Genomic DNA, 18530 nt, shown 5'->3' on the forward strand with positions numbered 1-18530 from the left:
TTTTATATGTCTCAAGCCGATCTCCGCCTGTTTCCAACGCCTGCCGGCCCGGAATCCGCCTGCGTCATCAGCTGCCCGCCAACGAAACAGGCACTGGCATCACGAAGTCCCGGCGACGACCTCCCCGATGACCGCGACGGTCTTAATGTCTGCCGGAATGCTTGGGGATCGTGCTTCGGTGCGCAACCATCGCGCTATCGAAGTTAAACGATTGGAAAGCTATGAGCGCTAACGTTGCGGCCATTGCGATGGCCCCTCGAGGGCCAAGCCCGCCATGATGGCATCTGCCAGGTCGCGCCTATCCGATCATGTTTCATCAATTTGACCTCTCGCTGCGTTCCATGGCGCCGCGAGGGATGTTCTCTGAGGACAGCGCTCAGGAGGCGCTTGGCGATGTCTGCTAAAAATCTCTCTCTGAATGGCAAGCTGGCGATTACGTTCGTCGCGCTCATTCTGCTTTTCGTTTCCGTCTCGGCCTTCGTCTATTCGAAGGCCCGCATATCGGCCGCAGCCGCCATCGAACAGGCGCAGTCACAGAAATTCGTCAACCTCGTCGACGACTCCCTGCAGGCCATGCTGGAGCAGGCGGTCAATCTGCGCGGCTTCCTTCTTTTCCGCAGCAACAGCACCTATGGCGATCTCTTCGCCAACCGCGAGCGGATGCTGAAAAGCATCACGGCAGCCAAGGATGCCGCCGGCGGCCATGCCGATATGCAGCAGGCCCTCGATACCATGCAGAAGACGGCCGATCTCTATTTCCATCAGCTGGCCGAGCCCCAGGCGAAGGCCCGCAAGGAAACCGAGATGCCGGTCGACCAGATCGTCAAGATCGGTGTCAATGAAGCCAAGGGCCAGCTGGACGGCTTCCGCGATGCCGCAGCCAAGGTCAAGCAGATCGCCCGCAGCCAGGCCGATGTGCTGGCCGCGACGCAGGCCAAAGCCAACAGCGACCTGAGCTGGACGCTCATCCTCGGCGGTATCGTTGCTTCGCTCGCTGCCGCCATCCTCGCCTTTCTCCTGTCGCGCACCATCGTCAAGCCCATCGTCGGCATGACAGCGGCCATGGGTCGGCTGGCCGGCGGCGACAACAACGTCGAGGTCCCTGGCTCCGGACGCGGCGACGAGGTTGGCCGGATGGCTGAAGCCGTGCTGGTGTTCAAGGATGCCGCAATCGAGAAGTTGCGCCTTTCCGGCGAAACCGAGCGGATGCGCAGCGACGCCGAGCGACGCCGCCACATGGACGACGACCAGAAGGCCCGCGAAGAAGCAGAACTGCGTTTCGCCATGGACGCGCTGGCCGCCGGCCTGTCGACATTGGCAAGCGGCGATGTCGCTGCACGCCTCGAGCAGGTCTTCGCCCCGCAATTCGACAGCGTCCGCATCGATTTCAACAACGCCGCTGAAAAGCTCGACGTGACGCTGCAGTCCGTCGGCGACAATGCCTCCGCCATCAGTGCCGGTGCCGACGAGATCCGCACCGCCGCCGACGACCTTGCACGCCGTACCGAACAGCAGGCAGCATCGGTGGAGGAAACGGCCGCAGCCCTCGAGCAGGTGGTAACGACCGTGCGCGACTCCGCCAAGCGCGCCGAAGACGTCGGCCATCTCGTCGAGCGTGCCCGTCTTGGCGCCGAGCGCTCCGGCGACGTCGTCCGCAAGGCGGTATCGGCGATGCACGAAATCGAAAAATCATCGGGCGAAATCAGCAACATCATCAGCGTCATCGATGACATCGCCTTCCAGACCAACCTTCTCGCTCTCAACGCCGGTGTCGAGGCTGCGCGTGCCGGCGAGGCTGGCAAGGGCTTTGCCGTCGTCGCCCAGGAAGTCCGCGAACTCGCCCAGCGCTCGGCAAAAGCTGCCAAGGAGATCAAGGCGCTGATCAACACGTCGGGCACGCAGGTCAACGCCGGCGTGGCGCTGGTCGGTGAAACCGGCAAGGCGCTGGAAGCGATCGTTTCCGAAGTCCGCGAGATCAACCAGAACATCGCCGCCATCGTCATCTCGACCCGCGAGCAATCGACCGGCCTCCAGGAGATCAACCTCGCCGTCAACGCCATGGACCAGGGCACCCAGCAGAATGCCGCCATGGTCGAGGAACAGACGGCAGCAAGCCATTCGCTCGCAAGCGAAGCCAGCGCTCTCGACGACCTGCTCCGTCAGTTCAAGCTGAGCAAGGGCCGCCAGGCACAGACATCGAAGCCCGCCGCCTTCTCCCCGAAGCCTGCAATTGCACCGAGGCCCGCTGCGTCCTCATCGAGGATTACCGCCGCCACGGACCGTACCCGCGCGGTAGCCTCACCGGCCCGCGCCCTCGGCCAGACCCTCGCCAAAGCCTTCAGCGGCGGCAAGCAGTCCCCCGCCAGCGCCCCGGCCCAGGAAAACTGGGAAGAATTCTGAGAGCCGGCTTATAACACTGAGTTCAACGAAAGGGCGGTGCAGCAGCATCGCCCTTTCTAGTTTGGCGCGGCGGGTGTGGCGGTGCCACGCATCCGTGCCACGTCGCGCCGGGGCGTCTCCCGGTGGGTGCGGCGATAATCGCGGCTGAATTGCGAAGGGCTGTCGTAGCCCACCCGAAAGCCAGCTTCGGCCGCAGTCAGCCCCTCGATCATCATCAGCCGCCGTGCCTCCTGAAGACGGATCTGCGTCCGGAATTGCAGCGGGCTCATCTCCGTCGTCGTTCGAAAATGCTCGTAGAAGGACGACGGGCTCATGCCGGCGATATTGGCGAGATCCTGGATTGCAAACGGCGCTTGAAAGTTCCGGCAGATATAGTCGATGGCGCGGCCGATCTGGTTGAGGCGGCTTTCGCCATTGGCAATCTGCCGCAGCATGGCGCCCTGCGGCCCGCCCAGCAGGCGATAGAGGACTTCCCGTTCGACGAGCGGTGCCAGCGCCGCCGCTTCCTCCGGTTCGTCCAGAAGCATCAGCATCCGCGCAACAGCATCGATGAGCTTCGGCGTCGTGGCGCTGAGGCTGGCCGCCGGGGTATTGTCGACACGCGCGGGTGTCATCGACACCATCTCGGCGAGAATGCTGGCGTCGAACTCGAGCTTGAAGCAGAGATACGGTTCGCAGGCGCTTGCCTCGATCACGGCGCCGATGACGGGCAGGTCGATGCCAACGACCAGATAATGAGCCGCGTCGTAGACAAGACTGGTCTCGCCGATCACGGCCCGCTTGCGACCTTGGGCAACGATGCAGCAGGAGGGCCTATAGAGTGTGTGGACGGGCTCCGTTTCGGCCGAACAGCGGATCAGCCCGACGCGGGGGATGGCGGTATCGTAGCTGCCGTCTTCCGGTGCGTGGCGGTCGATTAATCCTGCGAGTTCGGCAATTCTTTCCATCGCCGTACTCTGTCCCGGGGAAAGCTTGTTGCCAAGACCACGAGGACGCTTTCGGAGGATCGTGCAAGAAATTCGGAAAAGCTGTCTACCGCCATCTTGGTCTTGAAGTCAGTTTGTCGCCACCAAAGACGGCAATTCCGTCGTCTCTTGGCTGGAAGGACATCGCAATGACAGGCATCAGGGACAAGGTGGTTCTGATCACCGGCGCAAGCAGCGGCATCGGCGCAGCCGTGGCCATCGAACTCGCCGCAGCAGGCGCTCGCGTCGTCATCGGGGCAAGACGCAAGGACCGGCTCGACGCGCTGAAGGCAGAGATCGAAGCCAGCGGCGGAACGGTGCTTTCGCAGGCTCTCGATGTCACCAGCCGCAGGGACATGGACGCCTTCGTTGCAGCCGCCATGGAGGCATTCGGTCGTATCGACGTGCTCGTCAACAATGCCGGGATCATGCCGCTGTCGCCGATGGCGTTGCTCAAGGTCGAGGAATGGGACCGCATGATCGATGTCAACATCAGGGGCGTTCTCTATGGCATCGCTGCCGTGCTGCCGATCATGAACCGGCAGGAGGCCGGGCAGATCATCAACGTCTCGTCGATTGGTGGGCTCGCGGTGTCTCCGACAGCCGCCGTCTATTGCGCCACTAAATATGCTGTCAGGGCCATTTCCGACGGCCTGCGGCAGGAAAATACCAAGCTGCGCGTCACCTGCGTCTATCCGGGCGTTGTCGAGTCGGAACTGGCGGATGCGATAACCGACCCAGCCACGGCCGAAGCCATGGTCGCCTATCGCAGCATTGCGTTGAAGCCCGAAGCCATCGCCCGGGCTATCCATCATGTCATCGCCCAGCCCGGGGATGTCGATACGAGCGAGATCGTCGTCCGCCCTACGGCTGCCGCATGATGACAGATCCATCACGCAACGATGAGGTCCGGACAATGCCCCATCCCTATGTCGGCTTGTGGATGACTGCCGATGGCGTCATCCGACACCGTCTTCTCCCGGACAACCGCTACGATGAAGCCCGTGGACGGCACGAAAGCGCCTATCGTGGCCGCTACAAAGTAAGCGGCACCCACATCGAATACTGGGACGATACCGGCTTTACGGCCGATGGCGATTTCATCGACGGCGTGTTGCACCACGCCGGGATGGTTCTTTATCGCGCCGGCTGACCCGGCACATCGCCGATATCAGCCGGCGATGCCGGCGATATTCGGGCGTCCGAGCGCCTTGAAGACAGTCTGGACGATGTTGGCGCGGTCGAGTCCGGCATAGGCGAGCATCGCCTCGGGCTTCGCCTGCTCCATCCAGATGTCTGGCATGACGAGCGAGCGGATCTTCAGGCCGATATCGAGCAGGCCGTCTGTAGCGAGGAACTGCAGCACATGGCCTGCAAAGCCGCCGACGGAACCTTCCTCGATGAGGATCAGCACCTCGTGATGGCGGGCCAGCTGGCGGATCAGGTCGTGGTCCAGCGGTTTTGCAAAGCGCGCATCGGCGACCGTCGTCGACAGGCCGGCAGCATCGAGATCCTCGGCGGCCAGCAGGCTGTCGGCCAGCCGCGTCCCAAACGACAACAGCGCCACTTTCGAACCTTGCTTGACGATGCGGCCCTTGCCGATCTCGAGGATCTCGCCACGCTCCGGCATCTCGATGCCGACACCTTCGCCGCGCGGGTAGCGGAAAGAAATCGGACCCTCGTCATAAGCGGCGGCAGTGCGCACCATATGCTTCAGCTCCGCCTCGTCGGATGCGGCCATGACGACGAAGCCGGGCAGGGTGGCAAGGAAGGTGGTGTCGAACGAGCCGGCGTGGGTCGGGCCATCGGCGCCCACGAAGCCGGCTCGGTCGATGGGGAAGCGCACCGGCAGCCCCTGGATTGCCACATCGTGCACCACCTGGTCGTAGGCGCGCTGCAGGAAGGTCGAATACAGCGCCGCAAATGGCTTGAAGCCTTCGGTGGCAAGACCTGCAGCAAAGGTCACCGCATGCTGCTCGGCGATGCCGACGTCGAAACAGCGCTTCGGGAAGATCTCTGCCAGCTTGTCGAGGCCGGTTCCGTTCGGCATGGCGGCGGTGATGCCGACGATCTTGTCGTCGAGCTTTGCCTCCTGGACGAGGGCGTCGGCAAAGACGCTGGTATAGCTCGGTGCGTTCGGCTTCACCTTGGCCTGCGTCCCGGTGATCACGTCGAACTTGTTGACGCCGTGATACTTGTCGGCGGCAGCTTCGGCCGGCGCATAGCCCTTGCCCTTCTGCGTCACGACGTGGATCAGCACCGGCCCTTGAGCATTATCGCGGACATTGCGCAGCACCGGCAGCAGATGCTCGAACGAATGCCCGTCGATGGGGCCGATGTGATAGAAGCCCATCTCCTCGAACATCGTGCCACCCGTTACATATCCGCGCGCGTGCTCGACGGCGCGGGTGATGGCGCGGTCGACGTTCTTGCCGAGATAGGCGGTCAGCTTCTTGCCGATTTCCCGCATGCCCATATACGTCCGGCCAGATGCCAGCCGCGCCAGATAGGCACTCATGGCGCCCGTCGGTGGCGCGATCGACATGTCGTTGTCGTTGAGGATGACGATCAGCCGTGCGTCCAGCGCGCCGGCATTGTTCAGCGCCTCGTAGGCCATGCCGGCAGACATTGCGCCATCGCCGATGATGGCGATCACCTTGCGGGCGGTGCCGTCGAGTTCCGCTGCCACCGCCATGCCGAGGCCGGCCGAGATTGACGTCGACGAATGGGCCGCGCCGAAGGGATCGTATTCGCTCTCCGCCCGGCGGGTAAAGCCGGACAACCCGCCTTCCTGGCGCAGCGTCCGGATGCGGTCGCGGCGTCCAGTAAGGATCTTGTGGGGATAGCACTGGTGGCCGACGTCGAAGATCAGCCGGTCGTTCGGCGTATCGAATACCTTGTGGATGGCAATCGTCAGCTCGACAACTCCGAGGCCAGCACCGAGATGGCCGCCGGTGCGCGACACGGCATCGATCATCTCGTCGCGCACTTCACGCGCAAGCTGCGGCATGTCTCGGTCTTCCAGCTTGCGAAGGTCGGCGGGAAAGTCGACCTGATCCAGCAGCGGCGTCTTGGGCGATGATGTCACAGGCTGGAGCCTCTTCTTATGTTCTTGGACGGGCGGCCCGCCATACCCGAAAATAGATCGTTGCGAAAGAAGCCGTTTCAAGGGGCTGCGGCAAGTTGGTCCCCTTCGGCCTGCGGGGCGAGTTAGCCTTCCGGCAGCGGAATGAATTCTTCCTCGTCGCCAGGGACGATATCGAAGCGGCCGGTACGCCACTCTTCCTTCGCCTGTTCGATACGCTCCTTCGAGGACGATACAAAATTCCACCAGATATAGCGTTTCGAGCTGAGTGCCGCACCCCCGAAAAGCATCAGGTGGCAGCCTTTTTCGGCGGCCTTCAGCGTGATCGCGTCTCCCGGGCGAAAGACCAGCAGTTGATCCGCCTCGAAACGGTCGCCAGCCACCATCAGCGCGCCCGACAGAACATAGACGGCGCGTTCTTCGTGGTCGGCTCCAAAGGGAAACGAACGGCTGGGCTCCAGTGCGAGGTCGACATAGAGCGTGTCGGAAAACACCTTCACCGGCGATGCCAGGCCGTCGAAGTTGCCGATGATCACACGCCCGGTGGCGCCGTCGCTGTCGATGACAGGCATGGCGTTTTTATCGGTGTGCGAGAAGGATGGGTCGATCTCTTCCTTGTCCTCAGGCAAGGCAAGCCAGGTCTGCACGCCCGAGATCGATAGCGGATGGCCGCGCAAATTGTCGGGCGTGCGCTCGGAGTGCACGATGCCCCGGCCTGCCGTCATCAGGTTGAGATCGCCGGGCCGGACGATCTTCTCGGTGCCGAGGCTGTCGAGGTGGCGGATCTCGCCGTCGAACAGGTAGGTGACCGTGGACAGCCCGATATGGGGATGCGGCCGGACATCCATCGCCTGGTCTGCCCGCAGCACCGCCGGTCCCATCCGGTCGAAGAAGATGAACGGCCCGACCAGCCGGCGCCGGCTCGTCGGCAAAGCCCGCCGCACGGAAAAACCGCCGATATCCGCCGTGCGCGGAATGATCAGCTGTTCAATGGCATCGGAGGCACTGGCATCGCCGGGAAGAGGGTCTTTGCCGGGGAAAAAGGACATCGGGATCTCCTGTCGGTGACGGCAGATTACCCGCACATCCATTGCAAGCCAATCGTATAAGGCAAGATCCAGGTCCGACGAAAGCCCTGCAAATTGGGCAACTCTGTCAGCGGATGCGTGCTCCCAAACGTGGAAGCGTTACTGGCCGTCCAGCGGCTCGACGCCGACAGGCTTGCCGGCTCGGTCCAGGCGGATCTTTTCGATGCGGTTTTCAGCGGCGGAGAGCAGCGCTTCGCAATGCTTCTTCAAGGCTTCGCCGCGCTCGTAGATCTCGATGGATTCGTTCAGCGCCACGTCGCCGCGTTCCAGCCGCGCGACGATGCTTTCGAGCTCGGCAACAGCCTTTTCGAACGAGTAGTCGGACACATCCGGCTTGGCACTGTCAGTCATCGTCAACCCTTCATCATACGCAGAATATGCAGGCCCGCCGATTCGGCCAGCCCCTCCAGATCATATCCGCCTTCGAGCAGGCTGACGACCCGGTTCTTGGCGCTCTTGTCGGCCATTTCGAGAACGCGCCCGGTCGCCCAGTCGAAATCCTCGCCGGTCAGGTTGATCTGCGCCAATGGATCGCGGTGGTGGGCATCGAAGCCGGCCGAGATGATGATCAGGTCCGGCCGGAAGTCGTCGAGCGCTGGCAGCACGCGCGACTTGAACGCCTCGCGGAAATGGTCGCTGCCGCTGTTTGGCGACAGCGGTGCATTGACGATGGTGCCTTTGCCGCCGGTTTCCGTCTTGGCACCGGATCCCGGATAAAGCGGCATCTGGTGCGTCGAGCAGAACAGCACGGACGGATCGTCCCAGAAGATGTCCTGCGTGCCGTTGCCGTGGTGCACGTCCCAGTCGACGATGGCAACGCGCTCGGCACCGTAGGTTCGCTGCGCATGGCGCGCGGCAATGGCGGCGTTGTTGAAGAAGCAGAAGCCCATCGCCTTGTTTTTCTCGGCGTGGTGGCCGGGCGGGCGGGAGGCCACGAAGACATTGTCGGCAGCCCCGGTAAACACGTCGTCCACCGCAGCCATCGCCGCGCCGACGCCGGTCAGCGCCGCCTGCAGGCTTTTCGGGCTGGCGTAGGTGTCCGCTTCCAGCTGGTTGATCTGCCCTTCGCCGTCCTCGGCGTCGGGGATCGAGCGCATCACAAATTCCAGGTGCTCTTCCGGGTGGGCGAGCAGGATGGCGTCCTCGTTGGCCTGCGGCGCATCGCGCCGTTCCAGCCGGGCGAAATTGGGATGCTCCAGGGCAATGTTGATCGACCGCAGCCTGTCGGATCTCTCCGGATGGCCATCGGGCGTGATATGCTCCAGGAAAATCGGATGTTCGTAAAGACGCGTGCTCATGCGGTCAGCCTAACTATGAAACATCTCATCTAGCACGGCAGATGGGAACGATCACCACAATGTCAACAAATGCGCTTAACCACGAGGGGGAAAGGCCCGTTTACTTTCGGCCGAGGCGGTGCTTAAGCTTTCATTAAGGACAGCGTGTCCGTCAAGGTTGTGTAATGAGTAGAGCCCAGCGAGCAGACATCACCGAAATGCGCGTTCCACCGCGCGATGTCGACAGGTTCGGCCAGATGTTCATCGCCTCCTACATTTCGGAGGCCGAAACCGCGCTGTCGAACTTCTGGCGTGAACGGCCCGAAGTCCGCGACGAGCCGATATACATCCCGACCCGCGCCTCATGCTCGCTACACAGGGGGCTCAGATACGACGAGTTTGCCCGCTTCTCGGTGACGGTCAACAAGATCGGCGGCAAGTCGGTCGGCTTCCTGGTGATGGTCGAGGCGGGCAACGAACTGGCCGCCGAAGTAGAGATCCTCTGGCTCGCCGTACGTGGCGAGGAGCACGAGCCGTCGCCGCTGCCGGAAGACACCCGCGACTGGCTCTACAAATATCTCGACTGATCAGTTCCGCTGCGGCAGCAGCGGATAGCCGGCCATGACCGCGCGGCCGACCAAGGCTGCGACGACCGCCTTGACGATATCGCCGGGCACAAAGGCCAGCGAGCCGAAGAAGGCCTTGCTGAAACCGATATTGGCGGCAATGGCGAGATAGGCGATCCCGAAGGCATAGAGCACGACCACGCCGCCAGCGACGGAAGCGATGAAGAAACCGATGCCCTGTGCGAGGCCAGACTGCTCTGTCTTGACCAGTCGCTCGGAGAGCATGCCGGTCACGAACGCCGCAAAAATCCATCCGACCAGGAAGCCTGCCGTCGGGGCAACGAAGACCGCGAGCCCGCCACGGCCGCCCGACAGCACCGGCAGGCCGATGGCCACCAGCAGCACGACGATCAGCGCGGCGATTGCCCCGCGTTTGGCCCCGAGCACGACGCCGGCCATCATCACGCCCAGCGACTGCGCGGTGATCGGCACCGGAATGACGCCGAGCGAGATCGGCGGCAGAAGTCCGAGCGCCACGATGATCGCTGCGAAAAGGGCGGAGAGGACGAGGTCGCGGGTGCTCATGGGGGGCTCCAAAATCAACTGTTACTTTTTCAATGCCGCCGAATGCCGCGCGCGTCAATCGCTGCGGCGATGGCGTCTGCGTCCCGCAGCGTCAGAATGATCAGCGGCACCAGCGTTGTCCGCACCCGGATCGTCAGCCCGCGCGCCTGATGCGCCTCCCGGATCGCCGCATAGCGACCGACGATCTCAGGCACGAAGCGGACCACAAGACCGACCGCAAGACCGATATCGGCGGCCTTCACCAGCCCTGTCCGTTCAAGCGGCATCGCCGCCCAGGTGATTTCGTCCATGAAGTCGGCAATGGTAGTCGTCGCCGTCACCGTGGCGGCAAACAGCGTCAGCGTTACCAACCTGAGGACGGTGACCAGGGCCTGATCCCACGGATTGAATAGCAGGCTGAACAGGCTGACGAAGGCAATGGTCAGCAGCACCGGCCGCAAGCGCTGCAGCGCCTCCTTCCAGCCCAATCCGCAGGTAAAATAGAGAAACGCCCCTGCCAGTAGCGCCACGCCCAGCACGCCGGGGTGACCGGTCGCAAACAATGCGATACCGAGCAACGCCATGACAATGAGCTTCAGCCTTGCGGAAAGGCGATGCATCCAGCTGTCGGCATCGACATAAAGCGATTGCATCAGCGGGCGATCTCCCGGTAGAGCGCAATGCTGTCGCCGGGTGATCCGTCGGCGACGAGCCGTCCCTTGTCGAACAGCAGCACGCGCTCGAAATTCTCGATCAGTTCGAGGTCGTGGCTGATGACGATGACGTTTTCAGGCAGTTCGCCGATCATTCTCTCGACCCGCCCACGGTTGCGAAGATCGAGCTGGTTGGTAGGCTCGTCGAGGATCAGGATGTCGGGGCCGGTGACCAGCACCGAGCACAGTGCCGCCAGCTGCAGTTCGCCGCCGGAAAGCTCGTGGGCGCGGCGGTCGGCCAGGTGCCGGGCGTCAAGGCGCTCGAGCACGGCATCGACGGCAGCCGCAATCTCCGGCTTGCCGAGCCCGCGATTTTTGAGGCCCAGCGCGATATCGTCACGCACGACCGGCAGGATGATCTGGTTCTGCGGCGACTGGAAGATGAAGCCCACCTTGCCAAGCACCGCCTTGGCATCGGCGACGGTATCGAGCCCATCGACCACCACGCGGCCCGTCGTCGGCTTGGCGAGCCCGTTTATCATCCGGGCGAAACTGCTCTTGCCGGAGCCGTTGAGGCCGATGATGCCGATGCGCCGCTCGATCAGCGTCACGCTGAAAGGCTGAAGCGCGACCTGCTGGCCGAACTGCAGTCCCGCCTGCTCGAAGCGAATATCCAATGTAGGCCCTCGTGAAACGGAGACGCTGTCCTATAGCCGGTAAATGCGGGGTGGCAAATATAGAAGGCTGCCGTTTGATATGCTGCCGATAAAGGGCCATCCTCTTCGCATGACGATTCTGATTTCAAACAGCGACGCCCGCCGCGTCTTCCTGGCCCGTCAGGGGCTGGCGACGCCACCCAACCGCGCGCTCGACAAAGCCGGCCTGCTGCAGCTGATCAAGGACATCGGCTTCGTCCAGGTCGACAGCATCGGCACCGTCGAGCGCGCCCATCACCAGATCCTGTTTTCCCGCAACCAGACCTATCGGCGCGAGCACCTGACCGAACTCCTCGAAAAGGACGGTGCGCTTTTCGAGCACTGGACGCACGATGCCTCGATCCTGCCGAGCGATTTCTTCGTCTACTGGAAACACAAGTTTCGCCGCGAGGACGCCCTGATCATCGAGCGCTGGCGCAAGTGGCGGGGCGAGGGGTTCGAAGCCGCCTTCGAGGAAACCTTCGAGCGGGTTGCCAAGGGCGGCGCGATCATGGCCCGCGAGATCAAGGCCGACGGCCATGTGTCGGGCGGCTGGTGGAACTGGCATCCGAACAAGACGGCGCTGGAATATCACTGGCGCACCGGCAAGTTCGCCATCGCCGGCCGCCGCAATTTCCAGAAGATCTACGATCTCGTCGAGCGCGTCATCCCCGCCGAATTCCTGGCTGGAGAGGTCGACCACGACGCTTTCGTCGACTGGGCCTGCCGCAGCGCGCTGCAGCGCCTCTGCTTTGCCACGTCAGGCGAGATTGCCGCCTTCTGGAACCTGCTGACGCCCCAGGAGGCCAAGGCCTGGGTCGATGCCCACCGCCAGGAACTCTGCGAGGTGCTGGTCGAACCGGCGCTCGGCGGCAAGCCGCGTCCATCCTTTGCGTTTGCCGGTTTCGAGGAGGCCATCGAGCACCATCCGGATCCGCCGGCCCGCCTGCGCGTGCTCAGCCCCTTCGATCCGGCGCTTCGCGACCGTGATCGCACGCAGCGGCTGTTCGGTTTCTTCTATCGTATCGAGATCTTCGTACCGGAGGCCAAGCGGGAATACGGCTACTACGTCTTTCCGCTGCTCGAAGGCGACCGGCTGATCGGCCGCATCGACATGAAGGCCGACCGCAAGGCCGGTACCCTCGAGGTCAGGCGCCTATGGCTCGAGCCAGGCGTGCGCGCCTCCAGCGGCAGGCTCGAAAAACTTAGCGCAGAACTCGAGCGCATCGCCCGGTTTACCGGCGTCGAGCGCGTGGTGCTGCTCGACGGCTGGCGCGGGTGACGTTATCCGTCCCTGTCTCGCTCATACGCCAGGGCGCACAGAAGCGCGCCGCAGTGTTGTCGAGTGGCCTCAGCAGATCTCGGTTTGCGCGATCTTGATGCCGAAACCTTCGAGCCCGACATAGTGGCGCGAGCGCGTCGTCAGCAGCTTGATCGAGGTGACGCCAAGATCTTTCAGGATCTGCGCGCCCAGTCCGATTTCCAGCCATTCGCTGTCGCGGGTCTGGGCTTCGGCATGGGCCTCGCGATCTTGCCGTGTCTTGCGGCCATTGTCGTGGTGACCGACGCCGACGGAGCCTTCGCGTAGGTAGACGATGATGCCGCGGCCCTCGTCAGCGATCTTCTTCATATAGTGCTCGACCGGGCGGCCCTTGCCGAAGACGTCGCTGGCGACGTTTTCCGGGTGCAGGCGCACGGGCACATCGACGCCGTCCCGGATATCACCGAAGACGACGGCGAGATGCTGCATGGTATCCCATGGCAGCGAATAGGTGTGGGCGCGGGCCTTGCCGAAGGCGGTCTCGATATCGAAGCTCGAGCCGAGTTCGATAAGCGTTTCCTTGCGCTGGCGATAAGCGATGAGGTCGGCGACCGAGATCGACTTGAAGCCATGGGTTTCGGCAAAGGTCGACACCTGTGGGCCACGCATCACGGTGCCGTCGTCGTTGACGAGTTCGCTGATGACGCCGATGGGGGGCAAGTTCGCCAGCCGGCAGAGATCGACGGCAGCTTCCGTATGGCCGGAGCGCATCAGCACGCCGCCTTCGCGGGCGATCAGCGGGAAGATGTGGCCGGGGCGGACGAAATCTCCGGGGCCGACATTGGGGTTTGCGAGGTTGCGGACCGTCAGGTTGCGGTCATCGGCGGAGATCCCCGTCGTCGTGCCGTGCTTGAAATCGACTGACACCGTGAAGGCGGTGGTGTGGGCGGAGTCGTTTTCCGCCACCATGGCATTGAGGTTCAGCCGCTTGGCTTCCTCGCGCGGCATCGGCGTGCAGACGATACCGGAGGTGTGTCGGACGATGAAGGCCATCTTTTCTGGCGTGCAGTGGACGGCCGCGACGATCAGGTCGCCTTCGTTCTCGCGGTCGTCGTCATCCATGACGACGACGATCTCGCCGGCTTCGAAAGCTCTGATGGCATCGACGACGCGCTTCTGGTCGTAGGGCATGGAAACGTCCTTATGTCAGCCGGCCGGTCTGGCCTCGGTCTCTCAGATAATGATCGGCGATTGCACAGGCAACCATCGCCTCGCCGATCGGCACTGCGCGGATACCGACGCAAGGGTCATGGCGGCCCTTGGTGCGCAGGTCGACATTGCGTCCGTCCTTGTCGATTGTCTGGCGTTCGGTGAGGATCGACGAGGTCGGCTTGATGGCGAAGCGGGCAATCAGCGGCTCGCCTGTCGAAATGCCGCCAAGTACGCCGCCGGCGTGGTTGGACAGGAAGATCCGCTTACCGTCGTTGCCCATGCGCATCTCGTCGGCGTTCTCCTCGCCGCTCAGTTCAGCCGCGGCAAAGCCATTGCCGATCTCGACGCCCTTGACGGCGTTGATCGACATCAGCAGCGAGGCGACATCCTGGTCGAGCTTGCCGTAGATCGGTGCGCCTAGGCCGGCCGGAACGCCTTCGGCGATGACCTCGACGACAGCGCCGATAGACGAGCCGGCCTTGCGGATGGCGTCGAGATAATCTTCCCAGACGGGCACTATCTCGGCGTCGGGCGCAAAGAACGGATTCTGGTCGACCTGTGCCCAGTCCCAGTTGTCCCGGTTGATCTTGTGCTTGCCGATCTGCACCAAGGCTGCGCGAACGGTGACGCCGGGCACCACAAGCCGGGCAATGCCGCCGGCCGCAACCCTGGCTGCCGTCTCGCGGGCAGAAGAGCGACCGCCGCCGCGATAGTCGCGGATGCCGTATTTCAGGTCGTAGGTATAGTCGGCATGGCCGGGACGATACTGGTTGGCGATCTCGCCATAATCCTTGGAGCGCTGGTCGGTGTTCTCGATCAGCATCGAGATCGGCGTGCCCGTGGTCGTCATGGTCACACCGTCATCGTCCAGCATCACGCCGGAGAGCACCTTGACGATGTCGTCCTCGCGCCGCTGGGTCACGAACCGCGACTGGCCGGGCTTGCGCTTGTCCATCCAGACCTGCAGTTCGGCCAGCGTGAACCGCAGCCCAGGAGGGCAGCCGTCGACCACGCAGCCGAGCGAGGGGCCGTGGCTTTCGCCCCAGGTGGTAACGCGGAACAGATGACCAAACGTATTATGCGACATGGGGAACGACCGGCTTGCCTTTGGGCCTGCCTGTCAGTGCGACGGGCGCGGCTTGATCTTCGAATTGCGGCACACTCTTAGGACAAAATCAGGCCGAGGCAAAAGGCTTTCTTTGCCGGAGAACTGTTGGAGAAACACAATTGCGAACACTTGCGGACGGGCGCGCCACGCTCCGCGGCGATGCCATCATGGCGGCAAGCCGAGCGCTGCAATCATAGTTTGAAGTGCCATGACCGGGACCGATCGCGAAATGGGCTTACCCGCCGCCGTTTGACCTTTGTCGACAAAGCCTGTCCCTGGTTAATCCGAACTTAATGAAACGCTTAAAGATGATTCATCATTAAGGCGGTAAAAGCCTTTGTTACGAGCAACTTCAGCCATATTCGGAAGGCTATTGGTCAACATCAGAACGACCGAATTTGGAAGAGGTTGGTAAAATGCGATTCTTTGTTGCCACATTATTGGCCACAGCCAGCTTTCTTGCGCCGGTTGCAGGCTTTGCCGAAAGCGCCGACGTCGAGGCGGTCATCCGGAAGGTCGATCTGAAGAATCGGAGCCTGACGCTGGACGACGGCAAGACCTACCAGGCCCCGCCCAGTTTCGACTTCAACGGGCTAGAGGTCGGGCTCAAGGTCATCGTCTTCTATACCGAAGTCGACGGCAGGCGCGTTATCAACGATCTGGATATCGTCTAGCGACAGGCGGCAGGATCAGTCGATCCAGCCGATGGTCCTGTCCTGCAGTTCGATCCTCAGGATCTTGTCCTGGGGGATCTCGCCCTCGGCCGCTTCTTCCTTGGGTATCTCGGCGACGAGGCGGAACAGCGAGCGGATGACGCCGCCATGGGCGACGCAGACGGTCGGTTTGTCGACCGATTGCAGCCACGAGCCGACCCGCCATGACAGGATCTCGTAGCTCTCGGCATTTTCGCCCGGCGGGATGAAGTCCCACTTGCCGGTGTTGCGCTCGACAAGTCGCTCGGGCTGGGTGATTTTCAGTTCCTTGAGGGTGGAGCCTTCCCAGGCGCCGAACGACACCTCGACCAGCCGCTCGTCCGTGCGATAGTCCTCGGGCGGGAGCCCCATTGCCGCACGGGCGATCTCCATCGTCGCCCTCGTCCGGGCAAGCGGGCTTGCAACGTAGTCGAAATTCAACGCTTCATCACCGAGCAGGGCAGCCAGCGTCAAACCGTTGACGCGGGCCTGCTCGCGGCCAATATCGTTGAGATCGATGTCGCGCTGGCCCTGAAGCCGGCGCTCGGCGTTCCAGTCCGTCTGGCCGTGGCGGATGACGTAAAGCGTCAAAAATGCATTCCTGTCTGAAATCAGTCCTTGATGACGGAAATATCCGGCGCATCGACGGCCTTCATGCCGACGACATGATATCCGCTGTCGGCATGATGGATTTCGCCGGTGACGGAACGCGACAGGTCGGAAAGCAGGTAGAGACCGACGTCGCCGACTTCCTCGATGGTCACGGTGCGACGCAGCGGTGCGTTATACTCGTTCCACTTGAGGATATAGCGGAAGTCGCCAATGCCTGACGCGGCCAGCGTCTTGATCGGTCCGGCCGAAACGGCGTTGACGCGGATGTTCTTCGGTCCGAGATCGACGGCCAGGTACTTTACGCTGGCTTCGAGTGCGGCCTTGGCAACGCCCATGACGTTGTAGTTCGGCATGACCTTCTCGGCACCGTAATAGGTGAGGGTCAGCATGGCGCCGCCATCGGTCATCAGCTTTTCAGCGCGACGGGCAATCGAGGTGAACGAGAACACCGAAATCTGCATGGTCTTGGCAAAGTTGTCGGCAGACGTATCGACGTAGCGGCCGGTCAGTTCGTCCTTGTCGGAAAAGCCGATAGCGTGCACCACGAAATCGATCTTGCCCCAGAGCTTCTCGACATTGTCGAACACGGCGTCGATGGTGGCTTCGTCGGAAACATCGCAATGGCCAGCCAGATGACCGCCGATTTCGGCTGCCAGCGGCTCGACACGCTTCTTCAGCGCATCGCCCTGATAGGTTAAAGCAACCTCGCCGCCCTGCGCATGGATTGCCTTGGCAATTCCCCATGCGATAGAGCGGTTATTTGCCACGCCAAAGATGACGCCGCGTTTGCCTGCCATCAGGCCTGTTGCTTGAGCCATAGTCTGCTCCCTTGAACTTCAATCGACCCTGCCTATGGCATAGGCGGTTCGAGGGTTCAAGCTAGGCTAGCATCATCAACTGTTAGGGAACGTAATAAAGGGTGCTCGCGCTACCGAAATGCTACAGAAACAATCCATCCTTCATGCTGCGCATCAAATCCGTCATCTTGTGATCGGGTTTTTCCCAAAGCATCAGCCGCAATTCGACCACCAGATCGCCTTTGCCGCCCTCGTCATTGGCAAGGCCTTCGCCCGGAATGCGGATGGTGTGGTCTGAGCCGGACCATGGGGGCACGCTGACGGCGAGCCTGCCGCGCGGTCCCTCGATCGAGGTTTCCCATCCGAGCACTGCATTTTCGATGGTCACCGGCAGGGTGGTGTGCAGATCGAAGCCCTTGACGCTGAACCGCTCGTGCGGTTCCAGATGCACGGTAACCGCCACGTCGCCCCGCAGCATGCCTTGCAGCTTCAGCCCTTGCCCCTTGAGGTGGACGACCTGGCCGTCGCTCATGCCGGCAACCGCTTGGAACCGCACTTCCTTGCCGTCGGCAAGCGGTACGGTGATCCACTGCGCCTTGATGATGTCGTCGAGCGTGATGCGGGCTTCGGCGGCAATCTCGGGGGCTTTTTCCTGAATGGGGGGAGCAGCACCGGTGATGCGCCGGACGAGCGATGTCAGCATGCCGAAAGGCGGGAGGGCGATGATGGCGGCAAGGGTGCTTGTCGCAACCGCCGGCTCGACCTCGGGGGCTGCAGGCTCGGCAGCCTCCGACTCGGGAGCATCCGCCGCCTTCTGTGCCGTTGCCGGCTTTTCCGTCTGGGCTGCGGCGCGGGCGCCGAAAATACGTTCGACCATGTCCTCGGCTGTTTCCGGGGCAGCGGTGCCATCGGGTGCCGCAGAAGGCGAGGCGGAGGGCGAGGGGGCGGCAGAGGCTGCGGCCGCCGCTGCTTTCTGGGCCTTCTGGGCGTTGGCCCGCTCCAGTTCTTCCATCAGCCGTTCGGCTTTGGCACGCGCCACCTTGGCGCGTTCTTCGGCTTCGCGCGCCGCCTGGCGCTGCTGCATGATGGTCGGACCGTTGCCCTTGGCTGCGGACGACATATTGATCACCTGATCGTAGCGGCTGCGTTTCTTCGGATCCTTCAAGGTCTCGTAGGCGCGGCCGACTTCGGCGAACCGGGCCGTCGCCGTCGGGTCGTCGCGGTTGTGATCCGGATGGATGGCCTTGGCCATGGACCGCCAGGCTGCCTTGATCTCGTCCACGTCGGCGTCCTGTCTGACGCCCAAAGTCTTGTAAGGATCACGCATGTGTTCGATCGCCGCTTTTTTGCTGGTACGCCATGTCAAACATGCCGTTTCCACTTCACTGACGCCTCGGTCGGTCCCGCCGAAGCGGAATCCGTGGCATATATATTGTGATCCTGCGGGACAGTTGCTAATCAGGTGTTACAGTGGGCGCCCAGTGGCCTGCGATCTCCGGCGATGGTTATTCATTCACTAAAAATTGGGGTAATAACAGACCGGACTGTTAAGGAT

The 18530-nt window shown here is 62.5% G+C and carries 19 protein-coding genes; 6 read left to right on the forward strand and 13 right to left on the reverse strand.

All coding sequences use genetic code 11. The annotated features are described in order from the left end of the window. The first annotated feature begins 393 nt into the window (after positions 1–393). Entirely contained in the window at positions 394–2400 is a 2007-nt protein-coding gene (locus J5289_RS06295; protein ID WP_209182989.1) for a methyl-accepting chemotaxis protein, read from the forward strand. 56 nt (positions 2401–2456) lie between these two features. Here J5289_RS06295 and J5289_RS06300 read toward each other — a convergent pair whose 3' ends face one another. Beyond that, positions 2457–3347: an AraC family transcriptional regulator gene (locus J5289_RS06300; protein ID WP_209182990.1), complete on the reverse strand. Its 891-nt coding sequence runs from the start codon at positions 3345–3347 to the stop codon at positions 2457–2459. 167 nt (positions 3348–3514) lie between these two features. Here J5289_RS06300 and J5289_RS06305 point away from each other — a divergent pair, with 167 nt between their 5' ends. After that, complete coding sequence (locus tag J5289_RS06305; RefSeq protein ID WP_209182991.1) at positions 3515–4246, forward strand: SDR family oxidoreductase; 732 nt, start codon at positions 3515–3517, stop codon at positions 4244–4246. After that, complete coding sequence (locus J5289_RS06310; protein ID WP_257625415.1) at positions 4243–4518, forward strand: Atu4866 domain-containing protein; 276 nt, start codon at positions 4243–4245, stop codon at positions 4516–4518. Before J5289_RS06305 ends, J5289_RS06310 begins: the two co-directional genes overlap by 4 nt. A gap of 18 nt (positions 4519–4536) precedes the next feature. Here the strand turns inward: J5289_RS06310 and dxs are convergent, their stop codons facing one another. From dxs to J5289_RS06330, 4 genes are all read right to left on the reverse strand, one after another. Next, on the reverse strand, positions 4537–6453 hold the full coding sequence (dxs, locus tag J5289_RS06315; protein ID WP_209182993.1) for a 1-deoxy-D-xylulose-5-phosphate synthase: 1917 nt from the start codon (positions 6451–6453) through the stop codon (positions 4537–4539). 122 nt (positions 6454–6575) lie between these two features. Then, positions 6576–7499 carry a pirin family protein gene (locus tag J5289_RS06320; RefSeq protein ID WP_209182994.1) on the reverse strand — a complete coding sequence of 308 codons (924 nt, stop codon included), beginning with the start codon at positions 7497–7499 and terminating at the stop codon, positions 6576–6578. Positions 7500–7637: 138 nt separating this feature from the next. Continuing rightward, complete coding sequence (locus J5289_RS06325) at positions 7638–7889, reverse strand: exodeoxyribonuclease VII small subunit (RefSeq protein WP_209182995.1); 252 nt, start codon at positions 7887–7889, stop codon at positions 7638–7640. A 2-nt stretch (positions 7890–7891) separates the two neighbouring features. Next, the gene (locus tag J5289_RS06330; protein ID WP_209182996.1) at positions 7892–8836 is read right to left on the reverse strand and encodes a histone deacetylase family protein; all 945 of its coding nucleotides are present in this window, start codon (positions 8834–8836) and stop codon (positions 7892–7894) included. Between the two features lie 164 nt (positions 8837–9000). Between J5289_RS06330 and J5289_RS06335 the strand changes: the two genes are divergently transcribed. After that, complete coding sequence (locus J5289_RS06335; protein ID WP_209182997.1) at positions 9001–9402, forward strand: thioesterase family protein; 402 nt, start codon at positions 9001–9003, stop codon at positions 9400–9402. Here J5289_RS06335 and J5289_RS06340 read toward each other — a convergent pair whose 3' ends face one another. The 3 genes from J5289_RS06340 to J5289_RS06350 are packed head-to-tail and all read right to left on the reverse strand — an operon-like array spanning position 9403 to position 11275. After that, the gene (locus J5289_RS06340; RefSeq protein WP_209182998.1) at positions 9403–9966 is read right to left on the reverse strand and encodes a biotin transporter BioY; all 564 of its coding nucleotides are present in this window, start codon (positions 9964–9966) and stop codon (positions 9403–9405) included. 29 nt (positions 9967–9995) lie between these two features. Further along, the gene (locus J5289_RS06345) at positions 9996–10598 is read right to left on the reverse strand and encodes an energy-coupling factor transporter transmembrane protein EcfT (RefSeq protein WP_209182999.1); all 603 of its coding nucleotides are present in this window, start codon (positions 10596–10598) and stop codon (positions 9996–9998) included. Next, the gene (locus J5289_RS06350; protein WP_209183000.1) at positions 10598–11275 is read right to left on the reverse strand and encodes an energy-coupling factor ABC transporter ATP-binding protein; all 678 of its coding nucleotides are present in this window, start codon (positions 11273–11275) and stop codon (positions 10598–10600) included. Before J5289_RS06350 ends, J5289_RS06345 begins: the two co-directional genes overlap by 1 nt. A 109-nt stretch (positions 11276–11384) precedes the next feature. Between J5289_RS06350 and J5289_RS06355 the strand changes: the two genes are divergently transcribed. Beyond that, positions 11385–12575, forward strand: coding sequence for a winged helix-turn-helix domain-containing protein (locus tag J5289_RS06355; protein WP_209183001.1), 1191 nt, complete (start codon positions 11385–11387; stop codon positions 12573–12575). Between the two features lie 69 nt (positions 12576–12644). On the opposite strand, the gene ribB is transcribed toward J5289_RS06355, so the two are convergent. Continuing rightward, positions 12645–13745, reverse strand: a complete 1101-nt coding sequence (gene ribB, locus J5289_RS06360) for a 3,4-dihydroxy-2-butanone-4-phosphate synthase (RefSeq protein WP_209183002.1) — start codon at positions 13743–13745, stop codon at positions 12645–12647. A gap of 10 nt (positions 13746–13755) precedes the next feature. Continuing rightward, entirely contained in the window at positions 13756–14853 is a 1098-nt protein-coding gene (gene aroC / locus J5289_RS06365) for a chorismate synthase (protein ID WP_209183003.1), read from the reverse strand. A gap of 437 nt (positions 14854–15290) precedes the next feature. On the opposite strand from aroC, the gene J5289_RS06370 reads away from it, so the two are divergent. Continuing rightward, entirely contained in the window at positions 15291–15548 is a 258-nt protein-coding gene (locus J5289_RS06370; RefSeq protein WP_209183004.1) for a DUF1344 domain-containing protein, read from the forward strand. A 15-nt stretch (positions 15549–15563) separates the two neighbouring features. On the opposite strand, the gene J5289_RS06375 is transcribed toward J5289_RS06370, so the two are convergent. From J5289_RS06375 to J5289_RS06385, 3 genes are all read right to left on the reverse strand, one after another. Beyond that, positions 15564–16157 carry a histidine phosphatase family protein gene (locus tag J5289_RS06375; RefSeq protein WP_209183005.1) on the reverse strand — a complete coding sequence of 198 codons (594 nt, stop codon included), beginning with the start codon at positions 16155–16157 and terminating at the stop codon, positions 15564–15566. Between the two features lie 20 nt (positions 16158–16177). Continuing rightward, complete coding sequence (fabI, locus tag J5289_RS06380; RefSeq protein WP_209183006.1) at positions 16178–16996, reverse strand: enoyl-ACP reductase FabI; 819 nt, start codon at positions 16994–16996, stop codon at positions 16178–16180. Between the two features lie 121 nt (positions 16997–17117). Continuing rightward, positions 17118–18302: a DnaJ C-terminal domain-containing protein gene (locus J5289_RS06385; RefSeq protein ID WP_209206707.1), complete on the reverse strand. Its 1185-nt coding sequence runs from the start codon at positions 18300–18302 to the stop codon at positions 17118–17120. Positions 18303–18530: the final 228 nt, after the last annotated feature.

Source organism: Rhizobium sp. B230/85, assembly GCF_019355735.1.
In the GTDB taxonomy this organism is placed as follows: Bacteria; Pseudomonadota; Alphaproteobacteria; order Rhizobiales; family Rhizobiaceae; genus Rhizobium; species Rhizobium rhododendri.